The 26,188-nt window shown below is 62.2% G+C and carries 19 protein-coding genes, 1 pseudogene and 1 riboswitch; of the genes and pseudogenes, 14 read left to right on the top strand and 6 right to left on the bottom strand.

Translation table 11 applies throughout. The features are described 5' to 3' along the window. Positions 1-77 precede the first annotated feature (77 nt). Positions 78-728, top strand: a complete 651-nt coding sequence (locus DV520_RS07970; RefSeq protein WP_187422460.1) for a YczE/YyaS/YitT family protein — start codon at positions 78-80, stop codon at positions 726-728. On the opposite strand, the gene DV520_RS07975 is transcribed toward DV520_RS07970, so the two are convergent. Then, positions 709-1,323 carry a GNAT family N-acetyltransferase gene (locus DV520_RS07975; protein ID WP_117142382.1) on the bottom strand — a complete coding sequence of 205 codons (615 nt, stop codon included), beginning with the start codon at positions 1,321-1,323 and terminating at the stop codon, positions 709-711. The genes DV520_RS07970 and DV520_RS07975 overlap by 20 nt on opposite strands. Positions 1,324-1,767: 444 nt before the next feature. On the opposite strand from DV520_RS07975, the gene DV520_RS07980 reads away from it, so the two are divergent. Further along, on the top strand, positions 1,768-3,144 hold the full coding sequence (locus DV520_RS07980) for a TrpB-like pyridoxal phosphate-dependent enzyme (RefSeq protein WP_021919515.1): 1,377 nt from the start codon (positions 1,768-1,770) through the stop codon (positions 3,142-3,144). Between the two features lie 60 nt (positions 3,145-3,204). Here DV520_RS07980 and DV520_RS07985 read toward each other — a convergent pair whose 3' ends face one another. From DV520_RS07985 to DV520_RS07995, 3 genes are read right to left on the bottom strand one after another with little or no spacing between them, the layout of a single operon-like run. Next, positions 3,205-4,392, bottom strand: a complete 1,188-nt coding sequence (locus DV520_RS07985; protein ID WP_117142383.1) for a transglutaminase domain-containing protein — start codon at positions 4,390-4,392, stop codon at positions 3,205-3,207. Positions 4,393-4,399: 7 nt separating this feature from the next. Beyond that, positions 4,400-5,353, bottom strand: coding sequence for a transketolase family protein (locus tag DV520_RS07990; protein ID WP_205727607.1), 954 nt, complete (start codon positions 5,351-5,353; stop codon positions 4,400-4,402). Next, complete coding sequence (locus tag DV520_RS07995) at positions 5,350-6,171, bottom strand: transketolase (protein WP_117142384.1); 822 nt, start codon at positions 6,169-6,171, stop codon at positions 5,350-5,352. Before DV520_RS07995 ends, DV520_RS07990 begins: the two co-directional genes overlap by 4 nt. Positions 6,172-6,468: 297 nt before the next feature. Continuing rightward, a riboswitch (cyclic di-GMP riboswitch) is annotated at positions 6,469-6,559 on the top strand. 109 nt (positions 6,560-6,668) lie between these two features. Here DV520_RS07995 and DV520_RS12155 point away from each other — a divergent pair. The 5 genes from DV520_RS12155 (at position 6,669) to DV520_RS08015 (ending at position 14,270) form a co-directional block, all read left to right on the top strand. Beyond that, positions 6,669-6,902: a DUF6514 family protein gene (locus DV520_RS12155; protein WP_021919511.1), complete on the top strand. Its 234-nt coding sequence runs from the start codon at positions 6,669-6,671 to the stop codon at positions 6,900-6,902. A gap of 10 nt (positions 6,903-6,912) precedes the next feature. Further along, positions 6,913-10,770, top strand: coding sequence for an EAL domain-containing protein (locus DV520_RS08000; RefSeq protein ID WP_165850072.1), 3,858 nt, complete (start codon positions 6,913-6,915; stop codon positions 10,768-10,770). A 61-nt stretch (positions 10,771-10,831) separates the two neighbouring features. After that, the gene (locus DV520_RS08005) at positions 10,832-11,107 is read left to right on the top strand and encodes a metal-sensing transcriptional repressor (protein WP_117142386.1); all 276 of its coding nucleotides are present in this window, start codon (positions 10,832-10,834) and stop codon (positions 11,105-11,107) included. A gap of 154 nt (positions 11,108-11,261) precedes the next feature. Continuing rightward, positions 11,262-13,127: a heavy metal translocating P-type ATPase gene (locus tag DV520_RS08010; protein WP_117142387.1), complete on the top strand. Its 1,866-nt coding sequence runs from the start codon at positions 11,262-11,264 to the stop codon at positions 13,125-13,127. 183 nt (positions 13,128-13,310) lie between these two features. Next, on the top strand, positions 13,311-14,270 hold the full coding sequence (locus DV520_RS08015; RefSeq protein WP_117142388.1) for a DUF368 domain-containing protein: 960 nt from the start codon (positions 13,311-13,313) through the stop codon (positions 14,268-14,270). 61 nt (positions 14,271-14,331) lie between these two features. Here DV520_RS08015 and DV520_RS08020 read toward each other — a convergent pair whose 3' ends face one another. Both DV520_RS08020 and ahpC read right to left on the bottom strand, forming a co-directional pair. Continuing rightward, on the bottom strand, positions 14,332-15,954 hold the full coding sequence (locus DV520_RS08020; protein WP_117142389.1) for an FAD-dependent oxidoreductase: 1,623 nt from the start codon (positions 15,952-15,954) through the stop codon (positions 14,332-14,334). Then, the gene (gene ahpC / locus DV520_RS08025; RefSeq protein ID WP_021919730.1) at positions 15,954-16,517 is read right to left on the bottom strand and encodes an alkyl hydroperoxide reductase subunit C; all 564 of its coding nucleotides are present in this window, start codon (positions 16,515-16,517) and stop codon (positions 15,954-15,956) included. Before ahpC ends, DV520_RS08020 begins: the two co-directional genes overlap by 1 nt. A 177-nt stretch (positions 16,518-16,694) precedes the next feature. Between ahpC and DV520_RS08030 the strand changes: the two genes are divergently transcribed. From DV520_RS08030 to DV520_RS08060, 7 genes and pseudogenes are all read left to right on the top strand, one after another. After that, positions 16,695-17,174 (top strand): MarR family winged helix-turn-helix transcriptional regulator, encoded by a 480-nt coding sequence (locus DV520_RS08030; RefSeq protein ID WP_117142390.1) that lies wholly within the window; start codon positions 16,695-16,697, stop codon positions 17,172-17,174. Beyond that, positions 17,171-18,892, top strand: a complete 1,722-nt coding sequence (locus tag DV520_RS08035; protein WP_117142391.1) for an ABC transporter ATP-binding protein — start codon at positions 17,171-17,173, stop codon at positions 18,890-18,892. The genes DV520_RS08030 and DV520_RS08035 overlap by 4 nt, the downstream gene beginning before the upstream one ends. Further along, positions 18,892-20,739, top strand: coding sequence for an ABC transporter ATP-binding protein (locus tag DV520_RS08040; protein ID WP_117142392.1), 1,848 nt, complete (start codon positions 18,892-18,894; stop codon positions 20,737-20,739). Before DV520_RS08035 ends, DV520_RS08040 begins: the two co-directional genes overlap by 1 nt. 792 nt (positions 20,740-21,531) lie before the next feature. Then, positions 21,532-21,654: pseudogene (locus tag DV520_RS08045) on the top strand (helix-turn-helix domain-containing protein); the annotation flags it as partial. A gap of 217 nt (positions 21,655-21,871) precedes the next feature. Further along, positions 21,872-22,564, top strand: a complete 693-nt coding sequence (locus DV520_RS08050) for a response regulator transcription factor (RefSeq protein ID WP_117142394.1) — start codon at positions 21,872-21,874, stop codon at positions 22,562-22,564. After that, positions 22,561-23,592 carry a sensor histidine kinase gene (locus DV520_RS08055; RefSeq protein ID WP_117142395.1) on the top strand — a complete coding sequence of 344 codons (1,032 nt, stop codon included), beginning with the start codon at positions 22,561-22,563 and terminating at the stop codon, positions 23,590-23,592. Before DV520_RS08050 ends, DV520_RS08055 begins: the two co-directional genes overlap by 4 nt. 166 nt (positions 23,593-23,758) lie before the next feature. Continuing rightward, entirely contained in the window at positions 23,759-26,146 is a 2,388-nt protein-coding gene (locus tag DV520_RS08060) for an ABC transporter permease (RefSeq protein WP_117142396.1), read from the top strand. Positions 26,147-26,188 lie beyond the last annotated feature (42 nt).

The raw sequence follows: 26,188 nt of genomic DNA on the forward strand, positions 1-26,188 counted from the left end.
GACAAGACCCGGACGCGCAGCAGAGGAGCGCGTCCGGGTCTTTCCCCAGGCACCGGAGAGAGGAGGCGGAGATTTCTGTGAAACCAACCAGACAGGAGACGGTCCGGCGGTATGGCCTGCTGGGCCTGGGGCTGCTGATCACCGCCTTTGGCATTGCCTTTTCCATCCAGGCCGGGCTGGGGACCTCCCCCATTTCCAGCCTGCCCTATGTGGTCAGCCTGCTCACCCCCCTGAGCGTGGGGACGGCCACCATCTGCCTGCATGGGGTGCTGATCCTGCTGCAGCTCCTAATCCTGCGCCGGCGGTACGACCCTGTCCAGCTGCTGCAGCTGCCGGTGGCCCTGGTCTTTGGGTACCTCACCGACCTGGGGGTCTGGGTGATCCAGGGCATCCCGGTGCCCTCCTATGGGGTGCGGTGGCTGCTGTGCCTGGCGGGGGTGTTCCTGGTGGGCGTCGGGGTGGCCCTGGAAGTGGTGGCCGGGGTGGTGACCCTGGCCGGGGAGGGGTTCGTGCTGGCGGTGTGCCGGGTGACCCCCTTTCCCTTTGGGAACCTGAAGGTGGCCTTTGACGTGCTGCTGGTGGGGGTGGCCAGCCTGCTCTCCCTGCTGTGCCTGCACGGGCTGTACGGGGTCCGGGAGGGTACCCTGGCCGCCGCCCTGGGGGTGGGGCTCATAGCCAAACGGCTCCAGCCCCCCTTGCAGGCCTGGTTTACCAAACGGCTGCCGTAGCCCAGGGGGCCAGCAGGCCGGCGGTCCGCTCCCCCAGCTGGGGGAAGGGCAGGAAGGGGGCCGGGGGGAGGGAATGGGCCCCCAGGAATTTTTCCATCCAGACCATGTGGTACCACCGGCCGAACTTATAGCCGCACTGATGAAACTGCCCTGCCGGGGTATAACCCAGGCGCTGGTGGAAGCGGAGGCTGGCCAGGGTGAGGGTCTCGTCCTCCACCTGGGGCAGGGCGATGCAGGCGTTGCAGTTGAGGACGTTCTGGGCGGTGAGCAGGGCCTCCAGGGCCCCATATAGCCGGCGGCCCAGCCCCCGGCCCCGCTGGTCCTGCCGCAGGTAGATGGTGGTCTCCGCGGCCCACTGATAGGCTGCCCGGGGGTGAAAGGGGGCGGCGTAGGCATAGCCCAGCAGGGTCCCCTCCGCCTCCGCCACCAGGTAGGGGTGGGTGGCCAGGGTGTCCCGCACCCGTTGGGTGAACTGGGCCGGGGTGGGCACGGCGTACTCGAAGGTGACGGCGGTGTGCTCCACATAGGGGCGGTAAATGGACAGCAATTCCCCGGCGTCCTCCGGGACCGCCGGGCGAAGGTGAAGGGATGGCATGGGAAAAGACCTCCTGCACGGGAAACGATGGCATCTATGATAGCACACCCCGCCGGCGGCGGCAACGGCGGAACGTGAAAAAAGGAAAAAAAAGACTTGACAAGGGGGGAGGCAGGTGCTATACTCACGGACATAAACCGAGGAACGGGAAGAGTACACAGGACCTCGCCTTTCCAAGCGAGCCGCGGGCGGTGTGAGCGCGGTAGAGTGTGAGCCGGTGGAATGGTCCCGGGAGGGCAAACCGAACGCGCCCAGGCGCCAGTAGGGGAGACGGGGGAGAGCACGCCGTTACCACGTGCCGGCACTTGTTGGAGTGCGCTGAGTGGGCGCAAATACTGCGCCAAGCCGGGTGGCACCGCAGAAGCTGTCGCTTCTGTCCCTGCAAAATACTGCAAGGGACAGGAGCTTTTTTTGTCCCTGCACATGAGAAAGGAGCCAAATACCATGGCAAATGAGACAAAAATTCCCTACAAAATCTACTTGGAAGAGAGCGAAATGCCCCAGGCATGGTACAATGTCCGGGCCGACATGAAGAACAAGCCCGCCCCCCTGCTGAATCCGGGTACCCTCCAGCCCATGACCGCCCAGGAGCTGGGCGGGGTGTTCTGCCAGGAGCTGGTGGAGCAGGAGCTGGACGACCACACCCCCTACATCCCCATCCCCCAGGAGATCCGGGATTTCTATAAGATGTACCGCCCCTCCCCCCTGGTCCGGGCCTACTGCCTGGAGGAGAAGCTCCAGACCCCGGCCAAGATTTACTACAAGTTTGAGGGGAACAACACCTCGGGTTCCCACAAGCTCAACTCCGCCATCGCCCAGGCCTACTACGCCAAAAAGCAGGGCCTGAAGGGGGTCACCACCGAGACCGGCGCCGGCCAGTGGGGCACCGCCCTGTCCATGGCCTGCGCCTACCTGGGCCTGGACTGCCAGGTGTACATGGTGAAGGTGAGCTATGAGCAGAAGCCCTTCCGCCGGGAGGTCATGCGGACCTACGGCGCTTCGGTGACCCCCTCCCCCTCGGAGACCACCGCCGTGGGGCGGAAGATCCTGGCCGAGCACCCGGGCACCACTGGCTCCCTGGGCTGCGCCATCTCTGAGGCGGTGGAGGCCGCCACCAGCCAGGAGGGCTACCGCTATGTGCTGGGGTCGGTGCTCAACCAGGTGCTGCTCCACCAGAGCGTCATCGGCCTGGAGACCAAGGCGGCCATGGACAAGTACGGCATCCAGGCGGACATCGTCATCGGCTGCGCCGGGGGCGGGTCCAACCTGGGCGGTCTCATCTCCCCCTTTGTGGGGGAGAAGCTCCGGGGGGAGGCCGACTACCGGATCATCGCCGTGGAGCCCGCCTCCTGCCCCAGCCTCACCCGGGGCAAGTTCGCCTATGACTTCTGCGACACGGGCATGGTCTGCCCCCTGGCCAAGATGTACACCCTGGGCTCCGGCTTCATCCCCTCGGCCAACCACGCCGGCGGCCTGCGGTACCACGGCATGAGCCCGGTGGTCAGCCAGCTCTACCACGACGGCCTCATTGAGGCCACCAGTGTGGAGCAGACCAAGGTCTTTGAGGCGGCCACCTACTTTGCCCGGGTGGAGGGCATCCTCCCCGCCCCCGAGTCCAGCCACGCCATCCGGGTGGCCATCGACGAGGCCCTCAAGTGCAAAGAGACCGGGGAGGAGAAGACCATTGTCTTCGGCCTCACCGGCACCGGCTATTTTGACATGGTGGCCTATGAGAAGTTCAACAACGGGGAGATGAACGACTACATCCCCACCGACGACGACCTGGCCCAGGGCTTTGCCGGCCTGCCCCAGGTGGACTGAGCGCCCCCGCCGCCCAAAACCCAACGCGCCCCGGACCCATGGCGGTCCGGGGCGCGGTTTTTATGGGGCGGAACCCTCCGGCGCGGCGCCGGGGGATGAGGACAGGGGCAGCAGGAAGGACAGGGTGCCCATGGTCTCATTGCGGGTATACCAGAGGGAGCCGGCCAGGGAGACGGGGCTGTCCAGGGCCTCTCTGGCCCGGCCCAGCAGGGTGTTGAGCTGGCCCTGGTCAAACAGGGCGGCGCAGGCGGCGGGGTAGGCCGCGTCGGCATAGCGGACGCTGACCTGGCGCTGCCCGGCGGCCAGGGCCCGCTGGAAGAGGGCGGTCAGGGCGTCGGGGTCATAGGCGGAGAAGTAGAGGCCGTTGCGGAAGAAGTAGTTGTTGCTGTTGGAGGTGCAGTCTGGGACGGGGACCTTGTCGTCGATGGTGTGGGTGCGCAGCAGGTCGTCGGTGGTGAGGCCGAAGTACTCATAGGCCGGCCCTTGGCTGTCGTCCCCGCCGGTGAAGACAGGGTCGCCCCAGGTGGTGTCGATCCAGCAGGGGGTGCCGTCCAGCCAGGCCAGGTTCCAGGCGTGGGACTCCCCCTGGGCCTGGCCGGTGATGTAGGCGGTGTCCACCCCCAGCAGGCCCAGCAGGTATTGGGTGGTCTTGGCATAGCAGCCGCACAGGCCCGCGCCGCCCACCATGATGTTGACAATGGAGTTGTTGTCCACCACCTGGTAGTCGGCGTGCTGGATGATGTAGGTGAAGACCCCCAGGGCTTTGTCATAGTCCGAGGCCCCCTGGGGGATGGTGGCAAAGCAGTCCGCCGCCCACTGGTCGATCTGGGCCTGGGTGGCCTGGCGCTGGGCCTGGTCCATGGTGTAGACCGGCGTATAGGCCGCCTCCAGGGGCTTGCCCGCCAGCAGGGTGGTCTCAATTTGCCCCGTGCCGGAGAACCAGAAGAGCTCGGGATAGTCCCGGTCGATGGCGTCGATGGCGGTCTGGATCATCTCCGTGTCGGGGTAGAGGTCCCCGATGGTCTCCTCCTGGTTCTGAAGGCCGGCCAGCAGCTGGTCGTAGAGGTAGCGTTCCTGGCCGGTGAGGGTGGTCTTGGTGTAGCGGAAGCCGTCCTGGAGGCCGGTGTAGTCCTCCGGGGGCGGAGGAAGGGCGCCGCCGTGGGCCAGGCGCTCCAGGGAGAATTCGCAGCCGGTGAGCAGGACCAGGGCCAGCACCAGGGCCAGCAGAGGGGGAAGGGCGCGTCTCATGGCCGCCTCACCCCTTCCGGGCCAGACAGCGGCGGACCGCCTGGGCAATGGCGTCGGCGTTCAGGCCGTACCGGACCAGCAGGGCCTCGGGGGGACCGCTCTCCCCAAAGGTGTCCTGGACGGCCACAGCCTCCATGGGCACCGGGCAGGTGCGGACCACCACCTCGGAGACCGCCCCAAAGAGTCCGCCGGCCAGCTGGTGCTCCTCGGCGGTGACCAAGGCCCCGCAGGACCGGGCGGCCTCCTGGATGGCGGCCTCGTCCAGGGGTTTGATGGTGTGCAGGTCCACCACCGTCAGGGAGATGCCCTGGGCCGCCAGCGCCTGGGCGGCCACCAGGGCCTCATAGACCATGGCCCCGCAGGCCAGCACCGCGCAGTCCCGGCCCCTCTGGACCAGGCGGGCCTTGCCGATGGTAAAGGGGGTGGTCTCGTCGGTGATCACCGGCACGGCCTCCCGGCCAAAGCGGAAGTAGACCGGCCCCGGCCAGTCCACGGCGGCCAGGACGGCCTTTCGGGTCTGCGCGCTGTCACAGGGGGCGATCACCGTCATGTGGGGCAGCACCCGGGCCAGGGCCAGGTCCTCCAGCGCCTGGTGGGTGGCCCCGTCAGGGCCCACGGAGATCCCCGCGTGGGCGCCGCCAAAGCGGACCTTGAGGTTGTTGTAGCACACGGTGGTGCGGATCTGGTCAAAGGCCCGGCCGGAGAGGAAAACCCCGTAGGTGGACACATAGGGGATCTGCCCCCCCAGGGCCAGGCCGGCGGCGGTGCCCACCAGGTCCTGCTCGCTGATGCCCAGGTTGTAAAAGTGGTCGGGGAACCGGTCCCGCACCCAGTTGGTGCGGGTGGAGGCGGCCACGTCGGCGTCCAGCACCACCACGTCGGGGCGGGCGGCGCACAGGTCCAGCAGGCCCTGGCCGTAGCCGTCCCGCTGGGGAATCCGGGGAATCTGGTTCCAGTTCATAGGGTACCTCCTTCCGCCAGCTCTGCCAGGGCGGCGGCCAGCTCTTGGTCGTTGGGGGCCTTGCCGTGCCAGGCGGGCTGGCCCTCCATGAAGGAGACCCCCTTGCCCTTCACGGTGCGGGCCAGCAGCACGGTGGGACGCCCCCGGGTGGCGGCGGCCTGCCGGAAGGCCTCGGCCAGGGCATCCAGGCTGTGGCCGTCCACGGAGAGCACCTGCCAGCCAAAGGCCCGGAACTTGTCCGCCAGGGGGGCCACATTCATCACTTCACAGGTGGGGCCGTCCAACTGGACCCCGTTGTCGTCCACAATGGCGCAGACGGTGTCCAGGGCGAAGTGGGCCGCCGTCATGGCGGCCTCCCACACCTGGCCCTCCTGGAGCTCCCCGTCCCCCAGCAGGCAGTAGGTCCGGTAGGTCCGGCCGGTGCGCCGGGCGGCCAGGGCCAGGCCGTTGGCGATGGACAGACCCTGGCCCAGGGAACCGGAGGAGCAGTCCAGGCCGGGGAGCTTGGCCATGTGGGGATGGCCCTGCAGGGGGGAGCCCAGCTGGCGCAGGGTGGGCAGCAGGGCGGGGTCAAAATACCCCCGGCGGGCCAGCACGCTGTACAGCAGGGGGGCGGCGTGGCCCTTGGACAGCAGGAACCGGTCCCGGTTGGGGTCGTCGGGGCGGGCGGGGTCCAGGCGCATCTGGCCGAAATAGAGACTGACCAGAATCTCCACCGCCGACAGGGAGCCCCCGGGATGGCCGGAGCCGGCGGCATGGGTCATGGACAGGATGTCCCGCCGGATTTGCCGGCAGAGGGCGGGCAGGTCGTGTGTCATGGAAAAACCTCCTGGGTCCGTGATGGAAAAACTTACTAAGAAAAAAGTACCATAGTGGGCGGAGATTGTCAATCAGCGGGCGGCCCGCTGGTCTTGTGTCCCCAGACGGTGGGAGAAACGGGTCGAACCCTGTCGGGCGGGCAGGTGAAATCCACAAAAAATTTCCTAAAGATTGCCGTTTTTTTAGCGGGAGAATGGGAGGAAGTGACAAGTTGTACAAAAGAAACCCTTTTATGGGGAAAAGAACTTGACAATGGAGCAAATCGGCGTAATATTAACCATTGCAAAGACTTACAAGGGAATATTGGGCAAACCCAGTGAAAGCTGGTGACGCAAAGCTATAGGGTCTACGTTTCTCCGCACGGAAGCATGACAGCCAGTTGCAGCAATCCCATACCGGTTCCAGGGGAATCGGTATGCCTTGTTTTTTACTCAAGGGCCTGCAAGCTTTCGTCTTGTGGGTTTTTTGCAGGAAAAAATAAGGAGGTATTGAGGAAGTGGGCACGTATTACGTGACGAAGGAGAGCCAGGAGATAGCGGGCTGTCGCTTGATCCGATACGGCATCGGTTGCCGATGGCGGGAGATTCTTGGGCTCTCCCACAATCGCCAGGCAGTGGAGTGGCTGGTGGAACGTTGCAACACCCTGGAGCTGGACCCCATCCATCTGGAGGATGTGGTGCAGGATTTTCTATGGGAACAGGGGGAACCGATGCGAACGATTGCGGGTTGAGGTGAGAAAAATGGAAGAGAAACGAGAGGGGTCCCGATCCCTGTCCCAGCAGGAGGAGGACGCGTTGCAGTCCATTGCCCGCAGTGACCTGGGGGGCTTGTTCAAGGCGAGAATGGACGAGGGCTTTACCCTCCTCTATGCCAACGACAGCTACTATGCCATCCATGGTTACACCCGCGGCCAGCTGGAGCAGGAGATGCATGGGCAGGCGGTGGGGCTGGTGCACCCGGAGGATGTGGCGTGGGTCAGCGAGCACTTGCGGCGGGCCCTGGCAGAAAACCAGGGGACCGTCTCTTTTGAGTACCGGATCGTCCGCCGGGACGGAGCGGTGGTGTGGCTTCTCATCAGCGCCGGGCTGTCCCAGGAGGACGGGGGCATGGTTTTAAGCGGGATGATTCTGGACATCACCGCCCGCAAGGCCATGGAGGACCGGCTCCGCCGGAGTGAGGAACGGTTTCAGATCGCGGTCCGCCAGGCGGGGATCAGCGTGTGGGAGTATGACATCCCGGCCCGCAGGCTCTACTCCTCGGTCTCCACCCAGGGCCATGGGGAGGCCTGCCCTGTTGTGGAGCAGGTCCCCCAGAGCCTGATCGACAGCGGCTATGTTCACCCCAGCGGGGTGAAGGAGTTTCAGGGGATGCACGAGGCCCTCCACCGGGGGGAGCCCACCGCCAGCTGTGTGGTGCAGGTCCGCTCCCCCCAGGGGGGCTACCGCTGGGAGCGCATCCATTACACCACCCTGTTTGACGACCGCCGGAGGCCGGTCTGGGCGGTGGCCATTGTGGAGGATGTCTCCGACCAAAAGTATGCCGAGCGCCGCTGCATGCAGGAGGAGCAGCTCCGGGAGATGCTGTCGGTGGATGTGCTGATCTCCGGCAAGGTCAACCTGACCAAAAACCAGGTGGAGGAGCTGTGGGGCCACCGGTCCTTTCCGGCGGCGTTTCAAAAGGTGCAGGACTGCGACGGCCTCTTCCAGCTCATGGGGGAGTATCTGGCCAACGCCGAGGAGCGCAAGCGGTACCGGGCGCTCTTCCGCCGGCAGGCCCTGCTGGCCAAGTACCGGGCGGGGGACCGGGGAATCTGGGGGGAGTACCGGTGCGTGAACTTTGACGGGGAGATCCTGTGGGCCGCCCTCCGGGCCACCATACACGAGGACCCGGAGACGGGGGATATCCTCCTGTTCGGCTACGTCCGGGACATCGACAGCCGGAAAAAGACGGAGCTGGCCCTGCTGGAGCGGGCGGAAAAGGACGGGGTGACGGGCCTGTACAACAAGGCCACCATTCAGACCATGATCCAGCGCATTCTCCAGGAGCGCCGAGGCAGCGGCGGCCAGTGCGCCCTGCTGGTCATCGACCTGGACAACTTTAAGCAGGTCAACGACCGCTACGGCCATCTTCAGGGGGACAAGCTCCTTCAGGAGATCGGCCACATTCTCCACGCCTCCTTCCAGCAAAAGGGGCTGGTGGGGCGGATTGGAGGGGATGAGTTCGTCCTGTTTTTGGGGGAGATCCCCAGCGAACAGTGGGTCCTGGAGCAGACGGACGCCCTGTGCCGGATGCTGAACATCGCCTATGAGGCCGCAGAGGACCATGTCCCGGTGTCGGCCTCCATCGGCGTGGGGCTGGCCCCCCACAGCCAGGCCCAGTATGAGGAGCTGTTCCGTCAGGCCGACGCCGGCCTCTACCACGCCAAGCAGCAGGGGAAGGCCCGGTACAGCTGCTGCCGGGACGAGGGCTTTCTGGAGGGGGAGGGCACGGTGACCTCCCTCCAGTGCGCGGCCAAGGAGCACCTGGGCACCCACTGCATGCTCGATGCGCTGGAGGACATGCTCTTTGTGATCGACCTGGAGACCTACGAGATGCGCTATATGAATGCCCCGGCCCGGGCCGCCTTCGGGTATGAGGAGGGGGCGTACGCGGGCAGAAAGTGCTACCAGGTTCTCCAGGGCTTTTCCCAGCCCTGCGTCTTCTGCCAGAACCACCTGCCCAGTGAGCAGGGATTCAAGACCTGGGAAAACCAGAATGTCCGCCTTCACCGGCGGTTCCTCATCCGGGACAAAATCATTCAGTGGGACGGCCGGCCTGCCCGGCTGGAGATCTATCAGGCCCCGGCGGCCCAGGAGGAGGCCAGGGAGAACGCCGAACACGTGCTGCTGGAGATGGCGGGCCTTCTGCTGTCGGCAGAGAGCCTGGAGGACGGCATCCAGGGCACCCTGGAGCGGCTGGGGGGCTTTTATGGGGCGGACCGGTGCTACGTGGTCCAGGCCAGACTGGGGGAGAGGACCTTTCAGGCGGCCCAGCAGTGGCAGTCTCCTGCCCTCCAGGCCCGGGGGAACGCCGCCGCCCAGACCCTGGAGGGGGCCGGGTGGCTGGAGCATCTCAAGGCCCGCCACCTGGTGGCCTGCCACGACGTGGAGCAGCTGCAGCAGGTCTTTCCCGAGAAGTACCGGGACATGCGGGCCCGGGGGGTACGGTCCTTCTACGCCGTGGCCCTGCTGGAGGAGGGGGAGCTCCGGGGTTACCTGGGCATCGACAACCCCCGGGAGCGGTTGGAGTGCACCACCATGCTTCTCTCCCTGTCCCACTTTCTGATGGGGGAGCGGAGCAAGCGGGAGGGGAAGGCCCAGAACGCTTTCCTCCGCAGCCACGACGCCCTGACCGGCTGCCTGAACTGGGAGCGGTACAACGACTATCTGGTGGCCTTCTCCAATGATGTCTCCTCCTCCCTGGGGGTGCTTCGGGCGGATGTGAATCAGCTGGCGGAGCTCAACCAGCGCCGGGGCAAAGAGGCGGGGGACCGGATGGTCTGCCATGTGGCCCAGGTGCTGCGCCGGCGGTTTGGGCCGGGAAATGTCTACCGGATAAACGGGGATGAATTTGTGGTCTTCCGCACCGATGTCACCTACCGCAAGTTTGCCGGGGATGTGGAGGCCTGCCAGCAGCTGCTGGAGGAGCAGGCCCCCGGGGCGGTGGCCTTCGGCTGGACCTGGGCCGACCAAGACATTCAGATCCAGGGGATGGTCCACCACGCGGGAGAGGCCCTCCAGCTGGAAAAGCAGCGCCATGGAAAGGGGAAGGGGGCCTGGGGACAGCAGGCCTTCTGGGGTCTGGAGGAGGCCTTTGCCAAGGGGCATTTTCACATATACCTCCAACCCAAGGCGGAGATTGCCAGCGGGCGGATTCGGGGGGCCGAGGCCCTTATCCGGTACCGGGATGACCAACACGGGGTGGTGGGACCGGATAAGTTCATCCCCCAGCTGGAGCGGTCGGGGCTTATTCGTCACATCGACCTGTTTGTATTGGAGGAGGTCTGCCGGACCCTCCGCCGGTGGCGGGAGCAGGGGGTGGAGCCCATCCCCATCTCCCTGAACCTCTCCCGGTACACCCTGATGGAGAAGGGGATTCTGGCCCGGATCAATGGGATCACCAGCCGGTACCAGGTGGACCGGCGGCTGCTGAAGCTGGAGATCACCGAGTCCATTGGGGATGTGGAACGGCGCATCCTGGAGGAGATCAGCCGGGAGATTGTGGGGGACGGCTACTGCCTCTCCCTGGACGACTTTGGGGCCCAGTACAGCAACCTGTCCATTCTCTCCAGCCTGCAGCTGAGTGAGCTGAAGATTGACATGAGCATCATCAACGACCTCTACTCCAACCAGAATACCCGTATCCTGGTGGAGCATTTGATCCACATCTGCCGCCAGCTGGGCATTGACAGCGTGGCGGAGGGGGTGGAGGAGCGGGAACAGCTCCAAATCCTGGAGGACATTGGCTGTACCTATGCCCAGGGCTACCTCTACAACAAGCCCATACCCGTCCCGGACTTCGAGCGGAAGTACCTGGCGGGCCCGGGGAATGACCCTTGACAAATGGGGGAACTTGCCGGATAATGGGGCTACAAAATCCACGGGTTGGGAGGGAAGCAGCGTGAGGCAGTGTATGGATTCCGACAATCTGCACCGGCGCCTGAAAAAGATCATCGGACAGGTGCAGGCCATTGACCGGATGATCGACGAGGACATCCCCTGCGAGGACATCCTTGCCCAGATCAACGCCGCCAAATCCGCCCTGCACAAGGCCGGCCAGGTGGTGCTGGAGGGACACATCAAGCACTGCGTCCGGGACGGCCTGGAGCACGGGGACCCGGACCTCACCATCGCCAAGTTCACCAAGGCGGTGGAGCGGTTTGCCAACATGAACTGACCACACCGGCCCAGCCGGCGGGAGGAGACAGCCTCCCGCCGGCTTTTTTTGCGGGTCCCCTTGACAACATATACCCCTATGGGTATAATGGGGCTGTATTCAGTTAGGGGAAGATAACCTTCCCGGCAAACGGAACAGAAAAGAGGAGATATCCATGGAAAAACTGGAAGCCCTCCTGGACTGGGGGGGCACGCGAAAGGACGTGGCCTGCCTGGTGCTGGGGGGCGCGGCGCTGCTGGCCAGCCTTTTTGACTGGCTCCCCCTGCCCTTTGACCCGGCCTGGATCGCCATTGTCCTGTGCGGGGTCCCCATCGTGCTGGAGGCGGTGATCGGCCTGGTCACGGCCTTTGACATCAAGGCGGATGTGCTGGTCTCCCTGGCCCTCATCGCCTCGGTGTGCATTGGGGAGGACTTTGCCGCCGGGGAGGTGGCCTTCATCATGCAGCTGGGGGGCCTGCTGGAGGACCTGACAGTGGCCAAGGCCCGGGCGGGGATTGAGAAGCTGGTCCACCTCACCCCACGCACCGCCCGGGTGCTCTCCCCGGCAGGGGAGAAGGTGGTCCCGGCGGAGGAGGTCCAGGTGGGCGACCTGCTCCAGGTGCGCCCTGGAGAGACCGTCCCGGTGGACGGGGTTATCACCAGCGGCCAGACCTCCATCAACCAGGCGGTGATGACCGGCGAGTCCCTGCCGGTGGACAAAGGGGTGGGGGACCAGGTCTCCAGCGGTACCGTCAACCAGTTCGGCGCCTTTGACATGCGGGCCACCAGGGTGGGCCAGGACAGCGCCATCCAGCGGATGATCCGCCTGGTCCAGTCCGCCGACGCGGGCAAGGCCAAGATCGTCAGGCTGGCGGACCGGTGGGCCACCTGGATCGTGGTCATCGCCCTCACTGCGGCGGCCCTGACGTGGCTCATTTCCGGGGAAATCATCCGGGCCGTGACCATCCTGGTGGTCTTCTGCCCCTGCGCCCTGGTGCTGGCCACCCCCACCGCCATCATGGCGGCCATCGGCAACGCCACCCGCCACGGGTTTTTGGTCCGGGAAGGGGACGCCCTGGAGCGGCTGGCCGGGGTGTCCAAGGTGACCTTTGACAAGACGGGCACCCTGACCTTCGGCACCCCCCAGGTGGTGGCCGTGGAGGCGGCGACGGTGGACGAGACCCTGCTGTACACCTACGCGGCCTGTGCGGAGCTGCGCTCTGAGCACCCCTTGGGCAAGGCGGTGGTCCGGTGCTACCGCCAGGCGGTGGGCAAGGAGCCGCCTCAGGGGGAGGATTTTCAGATGCTCCCCGGCCGGGGGGTCCGGGTGAAGGTGGCGGGGGTCTCCGTGGTGGCGGGGAACCCCAAGCTCCTGGAGGAGGCGGGCATCCCCCTGGACCCGGGCGTTCTGGCGGCGGCCCAGGCCCATCTGCGGGAGGGCTGCACGGTGATCTACTGCGGCGTGGACGGGACCCTGGCGGGCTTTCTGGCCCTGTCGGACACCCTGCGCCCCCAGGCGGCCCAGGTGATCCAGCGGATTCGGGCCGCCGGCCCGGAACCTGTGCTGCTCACCGGGGACAACGAGAACGCGGCGGGGCACATCGCCGGGCAGCTGGGCATCCAGACCGTCCGCGCCGGCTGCCTGCCGGAGGATAAGCTCCGCTACATCGACGACTGCCAGCAGGCGGGGGAGCCGGTCTGCATGATCGGGGACGGGATCAACGACGCCCCGGCCCTGAAGAAGGCCCATGTGGGCATCGCCATGGGCGGGGTGGGCAGCGACATCGCCGTGGACGCGGCGGACATCGCCCTGGTAAGCGACGACATTCAGGAGTTGCCCCACCTGCTCTGGCTGGCCAAGCGGATGATGGGGACCATCCGGTGCAACATGTCCTTTTCCATGGCCCTGAACTTTGTGGCCATTCTCCTGGCCATAGGGGGCATTCTGAACCCGGTGGTGGGGGCCCTGGTCCACAACGCCGGGTCGGTGCTGGTGATCATCAACTCCGCCTTTCTGCTGCATTGGAAGAAAAAAGCCTGACCCCTGCCCCAGGGGGCGCGGAGCCGGAAAGCCGTTGGCTTTCCGGCTTTTTTTCTTAAATCTTTCTAAAAATCCCCCTTCTCCTGGAGATTTATGGTATAATCACTTTCGTCTGACGAAAGCAGACCGCCCCCCCGTCCGGCGGGGGACGGCTGACCCCATAGAGAAAGTTGAGAACGTTCCATGCTTGTTAAAATGTTTCACGGTTTTTGCATGGCCCTGGCCGACAGCGTCCCCGGGGTGTCCGGGGGGACGGTGGCCTTTATCCTGGGCTTTTATGAAAAATTCATCGACGCCCTCCACGGCCTGTTCGGCAAGGACAACGGGGCCCGGAAGGTGGCGGTGCTCTACCTGGCCAAGCTGGGGGTGGGCTGGTGCCTGGGGCTGTGCCTGTCAGTGGTGGCCCTGAACGACCTGTTCCAGACCAAGACCTATTTCCTCAGCTCCCTGTTTCTGGGGCTGACGGCGGCGGCCTTTCCCTTCATCCTGCGCACCGAGTGGTGGGCCCTGAAGGGGAAGGGGCGCTACCTGCCCTATACCCTGCTGGGGGTGGCCCTGGTCTGCGGGCTGTCCCTGGTGCGGGGGGCGGCCTCCGGGGGCGGGGTCATCGACTACTGGAGCCTGGGGGTGGGGGAGCTGCTCTACCTCTTTGTGGCCGGGGCCCTGGCCATTATGGCCATGGTGCTGCCGGGGATCTCCGGGTCCACCCTCCTGCTGATCTTCGGGGTGTACGCCCCCACCCTGTACGCCCTGCGGCGGCTGCTGGCCCTGGACCTGGCGGTCCTGCCCGGGCTGTTCGCCCTGGCCCTGGGGGTGCTGGTGGGGGTGGGGGTGTCCATCCGGTGGATTCGGGCGGCCCTGCGGCGGAACCGGGCCAAGATGCTCTACTTCATCCTGGGCCTCATGGCGGGGTCCCTCTATGCCATTGTCATGGGACCCACCACCCTGTCTCCCCCCCAGCAGGCCCTGCACCTGGAGACCTTCCACCTGGGGGGCTTTGTCCTGGGGGTGGGGATTCTCATTGGGTTGGAGCGGCTGAAGCTCCTCATCGCCCGGCGGGAGGCCCGGGCGGAAAAGACAGAGGACGGGACCCAGGGGGAAGAGGAGGCCCAGAGCGGCGGCAGCCCCCAAGGACCTGCTTGACAGAGAGAAAGCAGGAGAGAGTCTTTGACTCTCTCCTGCTTCGTTTTTTTTTCAGCTGGGCTCAGGACAGCAGGTCCAGCAGCTGGGCGATGGATTTTTTCCCGAAGCTCACCTGCTGGCCGTGGTTGACCACCAGGCAGGGCACGCTCATCACCTTGTACTGGTCCCGCAGGGCGGGGAAGTGGTTCAGGTCATAGGCCTGGGCGGTGATGTGGGGGTTGGCCGCCGCCAGCCGCTGGGCGGCGGTGACCAGCTCGGGGCACATGGTGCAGGACAGGGAGACCAGGATTTGGAGGTCTGTGGGCTGCTGGATGGCCTGGATGGCGGCCATGGTGGCCTCGTCCAGGGCCTGGCCCGGGCCGGCGGCGTTGTAGAGGCCCAGGACAAAGGAGGTGAACTCGTGGCCCCCCGGCACCCCGTGGAAGGCCAGGCCGGTCCAGGTGCTGTCGGCCCGGCACACCCGGACGCAGGGGGCGTCCTGGGCGGTACCATCGGTGCGGAGGGTGAGCTTGTCCGTGTACCGGCACAGGGCCTGCATATAGGCCTCCAGCTCCTGGGACAGGGGGGTGCTGTCCAGGGTGAGCTCCAGCACCAGGGAGGCGGTCATCCGGGAGAAGACCGTCTGGAGCTGGGCGGCCATCTCCGGGGGGAACAGGCCGCCCGCCTCCGTCCCCTGTCCCTGTGCCGTCTGGGCGCCGGCAGGGGGCGCCGCCTGAGGGGCCTGGGGGCGCAGGCCGGTCCTCTGCTGGGCGGCCGCGGCGTACTTCTCCAGCTCCGTGGCGGCCAGGGCCCCGTCACCCACGGCGGTGACCACCTGACGCAGGGGCTTCTGGCACACATCCCCGGCGGCGTAGAGGCCGTCGGCGGAGGTCTTCTGCCCCCGGTCGGTGAGGACATAGCCCTGTTCGTCCAGGTCCGCCACCCCCTGGAGGAGTTCCGTGGCGGGCTGGTAGCCGGCAAAGACGAACAGACCGAAGGTCTCCCCGGCGGGGGGCCGGTACTCGGTGACCTGGCCGGTCTCGGTGTTCCGGTAGCGGAGGTAGCGCAGGGCGTCGTCCCCTCCCACCTCCTCCACCTGGGTGTGGGGGAGGACGGTGATCTTTTCATGGTCCCGGGCCGCCTGGGCGGTGGACTGGGCGCAGGAGAAGTCCGCCCCCCGGATGAGGATGGTCACATGGCGGGCGTATTTGGTGAGGAAGACGCTCTCCTCCGCGGCGGCAAAGCCGCCCCCCACCACAAAGACCTCCTTGTCGGTGAAGAACTCTCCGTCGCAGGTGGCGCAGTAGGCCACCCCCCGGCCCCGGAAGGCCTCCTCCCCCTGGAAGCCCACCATCCGGGGGTGGGCCCCGGTGGCCCAGAGGACGCCGAAGCAGGACAGGTCCCCCCGGCTGGTGCGGACGGTTTTCACATCCCCCGCCAGGTCCAGGCCGGTGACCTCCGCCAGGAGGAACTCCGCCCCGAAGGACTGGGCCTGCTGGCGCATGGTCTCGGTGAGCTGGGTGCCGCTGGTGTGGGCCACGCCAGGGTAGTTCACCACCTGCTCGGTGATGGTGATCTGGCCGCCGAAGCGCTCCTTCTCCACCACCAGCACCCGGTACCGGGCCCGGGCCAGGTAGAGCCCGGCGGTGAGGCCCGCCGGGCCGCCCCCGATGACGATGACGTCGTAGAGTCTGCTCTGGTCCATCACAGCTGCCCCACCAGGTCCAGGCTGGGCTTCAGGGTCTCGGCGCCGGGCTGCCATTTGGCGGGGCAGACCTCGTCCCCGTGCTCGTGGACGAACTGGAGGGCCTGGACCTTCCGCAGCAGCTCGTCGGCGTTGCGGCCCACGTTGCCGGCGTTGACCTCATAGGCCACGATCTTCCCCTCGGGGTTCACCACAAAGGTGCCCCGCTCGGCCACGCCGTCGGCCTCGATATAGACCTCGAAGTCCTTGGCCAGGGCGTGGGTGGGGTCGGCCAGCATGGGGTACTGAATCTTCTGGATGCGCTCGGAGGCGTCATGCCAGGCCTTGTGGACGAAATGGGTGTCGCAGGAGACGGCGTAGACCTGGCAGCCGGCGGCCTGGAAGTCGGCGTACTTGTTGGCCAGGTCCTCCAGCTCCGTGGGGCAGACGAAGGTAAAGTCGGCGGGGTAGAAGAAGAACACCGCCCACTTGCCCAGGACATCGGCCTTGGAGACCGTCTGGAATGCCCCCTGGTGGTAGGCCTGGACGCGGAAATCGCTGATTTCTTTCTGAATCATGGACATGGGTATGACCCTCCTTTGAAAACGAATGAGATTATGAAATTAGCAAAAGCTAACTAATGGGAGTATAGCATGGTCCGAGGACAGATGTCAAGAAAAAGGAAAATCCCCCTTGACAAAAATCCGGTTTCGGATTATAGTATGGTCCGAAACCGGATTTTTACCTGAGGAGGGGGCCCGATGGAGGAGAACCGACAGATCATGCGCGCGCTGGCCACGGCCATGAACCGCATTGACCAGATGTACTGCGACGATGTGACCCGGATCGGGGTGAAGGCGTCGGAGCTGTGGCTGCTGTACGCCCTGGACGACGGGGCGCCCCACTCCCAGAAGCAGATCTGCCAGGAGTGGGGGCTGCCCAAGACCACCCTGAACACCACCCTGAAGCAGGCCGAAGCCAAGGGGTATCTGACCCTCGTCCCCATCGCGGGGAAGCGGCGGGAGCGGCAGATCTGCCTGACCGCCGCCGGCCAGGCCTACGCCCGCCAGGTCCTCCGCCCCATCTACGGGGCGGAGGATGCCGCCCTCCAGGCCACCCTGGACCGGTACGGGCCGGCGGTGGTGGCCGCCCTGGTGGAGGCCGTGGATTACTTCGGCCGGTGCCTGCGGGACAGCTTTGCCAAACAAATGGAGGAAAAGGAGAACGACGACAACCCATGAGAACCTTTCTGCGATTTTTGAAGCCCTACCGGGGGCTCTGCCTGCTGACCCTGTTGGTCATGGCCCTGGACGTGGCGGGGGCGCTGTACCTGCCCACCATCGTGGCCGACATGATCAACATCGGCGTGGCCGGGGGGGACCTGGACTTTATCCTGCGCAAGGGCGGGCTGATGCTGGGGGTGGCCCTGGTCTCCGGCGGGGGCACCCTAATGGGGTGCTTCCTGTGCGCCCGGCTCTCCGCCCGGATCGGGCGGGACATGCGCAACGCCCTGTACGACAAGTCCCTGACCTTCTCCGCCAGTGATTTTGAGGGGTTTGGCACGGGCTCCATGATTACCCGCACCCTCAACGACGTGAACGTGGTCCAGCAGGCCTTTGTCTGGAGCGTGCAGATGGTGCTGCCGGTGCCCCTCATGTGCGTCATCGGGGTGCTCATGGCCTTTTCCATCGACCACGTCATGGGGCTGCTGCTCATCGGCATCACCCTGGTGGTGATCCTGGGGGCGGTGCTGGTGACCCGGCGGGCCTCGGCCATCTTTGCGCGGGCCCAGCGGTTTCTGGACCGGATCAGCGTGGTGGTCCGGGAGAACATCACCGGGGCCCGGGTGATCCGGGCTTTCAACAAGGCCACGGGGGAGGCGGGGCGGATGCGCCGCTCCTTCACCGACTACGCCCAGGCGGCCATCCAGGCCAACACCCTGTTTTTCGTGCTGGAGAGCCTGGCCATCTTCTTTCTGAACCTCTGCGTGGTGGCCATCCTCTGGCTGGGGGGCAACCGCATCGGCGGGGGCTTTATGGAGATCGGGGACATCACCGCCCTGACCGAGTACGCGGTGCTCATCCTCTTCTATGTGATGATGGCCCAGATGGTCCTCATGCTCCTGCCCCGGGCCAAGGTCTGTCTGGAGCGGATTGACGCCGTCCTCTCCCACCGGCCGGAGATCACCGACGGCGCCGGCAGCCTGCCCCAGACGGAAGGGGAGGCGGTCTGCGCCTTCCAGCACGCTTGGTTCCGCTTTGCCGACGCCGACGAGGCCACCCTCCAGGACCTGGACTTTGTCCTGCGCCGGGGCCAGACCACCGCCATCATCGGCAGCACCGGCAGCGGCAAGTCCACCATCGCCAAGCTCCTGCTCCGGTTCCACGACGTGACCCAGGGGGCCATCTGCTTTGACGGGGCGGACCTCCGGACCCTACGGCAGGAGGACCTGCGCCAGCGGATCGCCTATGTGCCCCAGAAGGCCTGGCTCTTCTCCGGGACGGTGGCGGAGAACCTCCGCCACGGCAACCCCCAGGCGGGGGAGGAGGACCTCCGCCACGCCCTGGCGGTGGCCCAGGCGGGCTTTGTGGACAGCCTGCCCGGGGGACTCCAGGCCCGGGTGGAGCAGGGGGGCAGGAACTTCTCCGGGGGCCAGAAGCAGCGGCTGGCCATCGCCCGGGCCCTGACCAAGCGGGCCGACCTGTACATTTTCGACGACAGCTTCTCCGCCCTGGACTTTCAGACCGACGCGGCCCTGCGCCGGGCCCTGCGCCAGGAGGTGGCGGGCAGCGCCGTGCTCATCATCGCCCAGCGGGTGAGCACCATCGCCCACGCCGACCAGATCATTGTCCTGGAGGATGGCAGGGCGGTGGGCATCGGCCGCCATGAGGAGCTGCTGGAGACCTGCCCGGTCTACCGGGAGATTGCCCAATCCCAAGGGAAAGGAGGGGAGAGCTGATGGAGGAACAGAAGAAGACCCAGGGGGAGGCAGGGGGCGATTCCCTGTTTGACGGGGGCTTCGACACCGCCGTGCCGGAGCGCCCCTGGGCCACCCTCAAGCGGCTCTGGCACACCGCCCAGGACCAGCACCTGCGGCTGCTGGTGGTGGTCCTGTCGGTGGTCTGCTACACGGCCTTGGCCATCGCCGCCCCCTATTACAGCGCGGGGATTGTGGACCTGCTGTGGGAGAACATCCAGCGGGCCCAGGGGCTGGGGGAGGCCTTTGTGGTCACCTGGCGGCAGGGGGGACGGGAGATCTTTGTGCTCCTGCTCCTCTACCTGGGCTCCTGGGGGTTTTACACCTTGCAGTCCTACCTCATGGTGGGCTTTGCCGAGCAGCTGAACCTCCGGCTGCGCCGGGAGATGAGTGAGAAGCTCCACCGCCTGCCCCTGTCCTATCTGGACAGCCACCAGACCGGGGCCACCCTGAGCCACTTCACCAACGACATGGACAAGATGTCGGAGGCCATGCAGTACGGCATCCTGCGCCTGGTGACCTCCGTGGTGCTCATTGTGGGCTCGGTGGTGATGATGTTCCGGTTCAACGTGGTCATGACCCTGCTGTTTCTGGTCTTTACCCTGCTGTCCATGGTGGTGACCAAGCTCTTCTCCGGGGTCACCCTCCGCCGGGCCAGCCGGCGCCAGCAGGCCCTGAGCCAGGTGACCGGACTGGTGGAGGAGGCGTACAGCGGCCGGGTGGTCATCAAGGCCTTCTGCCGGGAGCAGGCCAGCGCCGGGGAGATTCACAGAGCCACCGAGGAACTGGCCCAGGCCACGGAGAAGGCCGACTTTATGATGAACGCCATCAACCCCACCGTCCGGCTGGTCAACCGCCTGGGGCAGATGGGCATTGCCGTCTTTGCCGGCTGGCAGCTGCTCAGCGGCCAGCTGACCGTGGGGGTGTTCCAGGCCTTCTTCCAATATGTGAACCAGTCCGCCGAGCCCCTCACCGAGGCCTCCTATGTCATCAACTCCATGCAGTCCGCCTTGGCCTCCGCCGAGCGGGTGTACCGGCTGCTGGACGCCCCGGAGGAGCGGCCCAACCCCGCCCTGCCCCAGCGGGTGGACCGGGCCCGGGGGCAGGTGGAGTTCCGCCACGTGTCCTTTGGCTACACCCCGGACCGGCCGCTGATGAAGGACATCTCCTTTGCCGCCCGGCCGGGGCAGAAGGTGGCCATTGTGGGGGCCACCGGGGCGGGAAAGACCACCCTCATCAACCTCCTCATGCGCTTTTACGAGGTGGACGGGGGGCAGATCCTCCTGGATGGAGTGGACACGGCGGCCATGACCCGGGAGAACCTGCGGGACAACTTCGGCATGGTCCTCCAGGACACCTGGCTCTTTGATGGCACCATCGCGGAGAACATCGCCTACGGCAAGCCCGAGGCCACCCGGGAGGAGATCATCGCGGCGGCCCGGACCGCCCGGGTGGACTTCTTTGTCCGCACCATGCCCAAGGGGTATGACACGGTGCTGGGGGGCGAGGCGGAGAACCTCTCCGTGGGGCAGCGGCAGCTGCTCACCATCGCCCGGGTGGTCCTTCGGGACCCGCCGGTGCTCATCCTGGACGAGGCCACCTCCAGCGTGGATACCCGCACGGAGATCGAGATCGGCAAGGCCATGCAGGCCTTGATGCGGGGGCGGACCAGCTTTGTCATCGCCCACCGGCTGTCCACCATCGTGGACGCGGACCTGATCCTGGTGATGGACCAGGGGAACATCATGGAACAGGGAACCCATCGGGCGCTGCTGGCGGCGGGGGGCGCGTATGCCGCGCTGTACAACAGCCAGTTTGCCGGGAGCTGACCGAAGGGGACTGGACGAGGGCCGCCGGGGGAACCGGCGGTCCTTTTGCGCGGTGGGGGTTTTCTCCTTGCGCCGTTGGAACGGCGGGGAACGGGGGCTTCCCAGCCGGGGCCCTATTTCTTTGAAGAAATAGGGGAAAGAACACCAAGGGGAAGGAACCTCCTTCCCCTTGGAACCCCATTCTCTGGTGGGAGGAACGGGGGAAGGTGGTTCCGTCAGGTAGGGGCCTGGCCTGCGGCCTCTAAAACCAACGCCTCATGGCCCGCCCACCGGCTCGGGCGGGCGGGAGAAGTGGTTTGTTGACGGGAGGAGAAAGCGGGAAACCGAAAAGGTTACTCTCCGCCTTTTCCCAAAGGGTATCCATCCACGTCCCCAGCCCGCCCAGCCGGTGGGCGGGCCGTTACGGGCCTTTCAATGTGAGGGCCGCAGGCCAGGTAACCAGCGAGAAGTACAACTTCCCCCCACACAACCCCACCAGAGAAGGGAGTCCAGAGGGAAGAACCTCTTCCCTCTGGGGTTCTTTCCCCCATTTCTTCCCAAGAAATGGGGCCCCGGCTGGGCAAGCCAAGGTTCCCTGCCGTTCCAACGGCGTAGGAAAAAACCTGCAACGCGCCCCGCTCGGGAGAGCCCCGTTCCAACGGCGCCGGAGAAAACCCGCACCCCCCGGCCAAAAACCACCCCCAATAGAACCACTGGTTTAGTCCCCGCCCCCCAAAGAAAACCACACAGCCATGGCCCCCGGCCCCCGGCTGTGGTATCCTATACAGCAGAGAACACAAAGGAGGCGATTCCATGGAGATCGGTTCGGTCATCCGAGAGAAACGGACCGCCCAGGGGCTGACCCAGGAGCAGGTGGCCACGGCCCTGGGGGTGTCTGCCCCGGCGGTGAGCAAATGGGAGCGGGGAGTTTCCCATAGTTAAAGATACCACACCAAATATGATGAACCCACGCTTATACACTACCAGCTATAATAAACCGCAAGGACAGCAATTTGATGATACTGCTGTCCTTTCTTTTATAAAATTGCAGTACACATAAAAAAGCTGTAAAATGATAAATATATTTGTCCTTGTAACAATTCTCGGACATTTGCCTGTTATACTATCTGCAAAAAGCAAAGGAAGTGAGAATATGGAGCAGATTTTAATTGTCGAGGACGACAGTTTTTTGAATAAGATGTTAGACTATAACCTGACCGCAGACGGCTACGGCGTGACTTCTGCCCTAAATGCCAGAACCGCAGCCGAAGCCATCCGCCAGCGGGAATTTGATTTAGTGCTGCTGGACATCAACCTGCCGGACGGGAACGGTTTTGAACTGTGCAAACTGATAAAGCCCCAGCACCCGGACACCATCGTGATTTTCCTGACCGCCAACGATCAGGAGAGCGACCAGATACGGGGTTATGAGGTGGGCGCGGTGGACTACATCACAAAGCCCTTTGTGATCGGGGCCTTGCAGCGAAAAATCAAAGCTATGTTCGCCATGCTGGAACACCACAAACCGGCCAAGGACATTTACGACGACGGGCGGCTGTTTCTGGACTTCTCGGAGCAGACGGCTTCCTTAAACGGCAAGCCCCTGACCCTATCCCCGATGGAGTATAAAATGCTGAACCTGTTCCGCAAAAATCCCCGGCAAGTGCTGACCCGTGGGCGGCTTTTGGAAAAGCTGTGGGATATAGACGAAAGGTTTGTGGACGAACACACCCTGACAACCTCCATCAGCCGGATTCGCAGCAAGATTGAAGCCGACGGCGGCGCGCCCTACATCAAGACCGTTTACGGCATGGGCTATCAATGGACGGGGGGCGAGGCAAAATGAAGTTTCAAAACCTATCGGTAAAGCGGCTGTTTGGCCGGGTGGCAATAGGACTTGTCCTTTCCATGTCCGGGATCACCATAGCCCTGTTTCTTGTGACAAAACAGACGGCGGTGCTGCTGACAGGCGGGGCGCTGCTGCTGTGCGCTCTTGTGGGGATTTTTGTACTGACGCAGGCGTTTGGAAAGCGGCTGTCGCAGTTTACCGCTGACCTGTGCCAGACCTTAGACCACATGATAGCCGGAAATGAAGCGCCCCAGCGCCCGGAGGACAGCGAAACCCAGCTTGCCAGAATCGGACACCGGCTGGCAAGGCTTTACCAGATCATGCAGGAGAACCGCCGCCGGGTGGACGAGGAACGGCAGGAGTTACAGACCCTTGTATCAGATATTTCCCATCAGGTGAAAACGCCGGTAAGCAATCTGAAAATGGCGACGGACACCCTGCTGGAAAAGCCTATGACCGAGGCGGAGCGCACCGACTTTATCCGGGGAATCCGCAGCCAGACGGATAAGCTGGACTTTCTCTTTCAGGCCCTTGTGAAAACCTCCCGTCTGGAAACGGGCGTGATCCAGTTGGATAAGAAGCCGGGCCGCCTCTTTGATACCGTGGCGCAGGCCATGAGTGGGATCGTGTATGCAGCGGAGAAAAAGGAAACTGCCGTGTCCGTGGACTGCCCGGAGGATTTGACCGTTTCCCATGACAGCAAGTGGACATCCGAAGCCCTCTTTAACCTGCTGGACAATGCGGTAAAGTACACCCCGGCAGGCGGGAAAATCGCTGTGTTGGTGGTGCTGTGGGAAATGTATGTAGAGATCAAAGTGACCGACACCGGCAAGGGCATTTCCGAAAGCAATCAGGCCGCCATCTTCCGGCGATTTTATCGTGAGGAAGAAGTACACGAACAGCAGGGCGTGGGCATTGGCCTGTATCTGGCCCGCGAGATCGTAACGCGGCAGGGCGGCTATATCAAGGTGATTTCGGAGCCGGGCAAGGGTTCGGAATTTTCCATTATGCTGCCTACAAAATAGAACGCGGCGGACGGCCATTTCCGGCTGCCCGCCGTAAATTTTTTTGAAATGTCCGAGCATTGTAACATTTCCCCCCCGATTTTCAATGAAATTTTTTGGCCGCTGTAACATTTCGCGGACATTTGGGTTTTACAATACCCTTATCAAATATGGAGGTGATACAACTATGACATGGCCTTTTGAGAACGATACCAGCGTCATTGTAAAGAAATTAGCAAAACGCAATGTATCTTCAAATCGTATTTTTTGCTTTTTTAATGTTTTGACCATTGCGCTGGCAATTAGTTTGATTGTGGGAATCTCCTTATTCCAACAAGGCAGCAAAATTAGTGAACAAAAGATTTTGAATCAAATGCAGCAAGCTACCATCGGGGGGCTTACAGCAGAACAGATAGAAGTTCTGAAAAAAGAACCTGATCTTGAAGATATTGTACCCTATAAGCATAGTGATAGTTTTCTGATGGATGGGATCAAATTTGAAGCGGTTTATATGCCGACTGGTTTTGGAATTATAAAATCCTATGAATTAGTCAGTGGAACCTGTCCAGAACAGTACAATGAAATTGTAATTGATAAAAATGTTCAATTAGAGCTGGGGTATCAGCTAAATATAGGAGATACCATCACTTTACCAACGGCGGGGAGTAAAACAGAGGATTTCATCATTACTGGTTTTACTGATAATGTGGAAACAGGAACATTTTACTTTTATGTCTCCCCAGCGTATGCAGAACAGGGTGTGTTATTATCTGATATTCCATATAGTGCCTTGATTCGTGTAAATGGTGCCACGGAAATGGGACTTATTGATTTTGAGAATACAGTATATCGTCTGGCTTTATCCCAAGACATAAGCAGGAACCAACTTTATTTTAATAGCAAATTCTGTTCCTCACTTATTAGTGGATCAGGAATGGGAGGTGTTCTTTTAGCTACTCTTTTTATTGCATTTTCAAGCGGAATTGTCATATACAGTGTGTTCTACCTTTCGGTATCAAATCAAGTGTCGCAGATTGGACAGCTCAAAACTATTGGCATGACAGAAAAACAGATTAAGCGGATGATTCGTAAAGAGGGGTATCGTTTCTGCCTGTTCGGAATACCTGCCGGTATTACAGTAGGTATCATATTTGCATATTTGTTAGAGCCGAATGGAATAACGATTATCAATGCCATAGCCACAAGTATTTTTGCAATAATATTAGGTATTATCATCGTACAAATTTCCGTATACAAGCCCGCACAAATAGCTTCAAATATTTCCCCTATTGAAGCAACAAAATATGTTGGAAACGATCCAGAACTAAAAGAAAGTAGAGTGTGCAACAGGAAAAATCATATTCGTCTCTCACCGTATTCTTTAGCCGTATTGAGCGAAAAGCAGAATCGAAAAAAACACAATCTGACGATTGCCTCGCTTGCAATCGGCGGGATTTTATTTATGGTTGGAGCCACTTTTATATCATCATGGAATCCAGATTCCTTTGCGAGAATGGGGAATTTGGAAGATGGAGAATATTATATTACGATTAACCACAATACATTAGTCAATCCGAAACCGTATGGTATTTCGGAGTATCAAGTTGATACGCCTTTTTCACAGGAACTCATGGAAGAATTGCAACAAATCCCGGAAGTTAAAGAGATTTATGCTACGGAGAGAACCGCAGCTATTATTGAGTATCACAATGAACAATTAGAAATTCCCATTATTCCGATTACGCCTGATAATCAGGAAGAAATTTTGAAAACGTTTCCTGTTGATTGGACATACGAAACATTGGTGGAACAAGACGCTATGGTTATATTGGGAACAAGCGTACAGAAAGAAGTCTATCATACTTGCCCGTCAATAGGAGAAAAAGTGACATTACGATGGTTTGATGGAACTGAACACAGCATAGATGTTTTGATTGCCGGTACTTCCGAAAAAAGTATGAATGAGGGCTTTTATCTTCCAAAAGAAACCATAGAAAAGTTGTGGGGCGATATGGATTTAACAGCTTCCTTAACTTTGTCCGTACCTGAATATGAAAAAGTGGGTAAATCAGTAGAAAGCAAATTAAATAAAATACTGTCCCGACACCCTGATTTGGTAATGGAAACCTTACAAGAGGTAAAAGCATCTTCGGCAAATACGATTCATAATACCAGCGTACAAGTTTATGGAGTATCTGCCTTTGTCATTATGTTTAGCATTTTTAATCTGACAAACACCTTGATTAGTCGTATCAGTACAAGGAGAAAAGAATTTGGAATATTAGAGTCTATCGGTATGACAAAAAAACAGATAAAGAAAATGCTGCTGCATGAAAGTGTCTTACTGATTATTCCATGCTTGATTATTACGGTTGTGGCAGGAACCTTGATGGGTTATTTGTTAGTACGGATATTGTCTGCGAATGGATTAACTTATTTTCAATATGCTTTTCCTTTTATTCCATTACTGATTTACGGTGTCTGCTTAATAATAACACCTATTATAATTTCTGCTATCTGTCTAAAAATTCAATGCAGAAATTCGTTGGTGGAACGGATCAAAATGGCAAACTGATTTTGAAATGTCCGAGCTTTGTAACATTTCACCCCGATTTTC

Origin of the sequence: Evtepia gabavorous, from assembly GCF_003425665.1 — a bacterium.
Taxonomy (GTDB): Bacteria; Bacillota; Clostridia; order Oscillospirales; family Oscillospiraceae; genus Evtepia; species Evtepia gabavorous.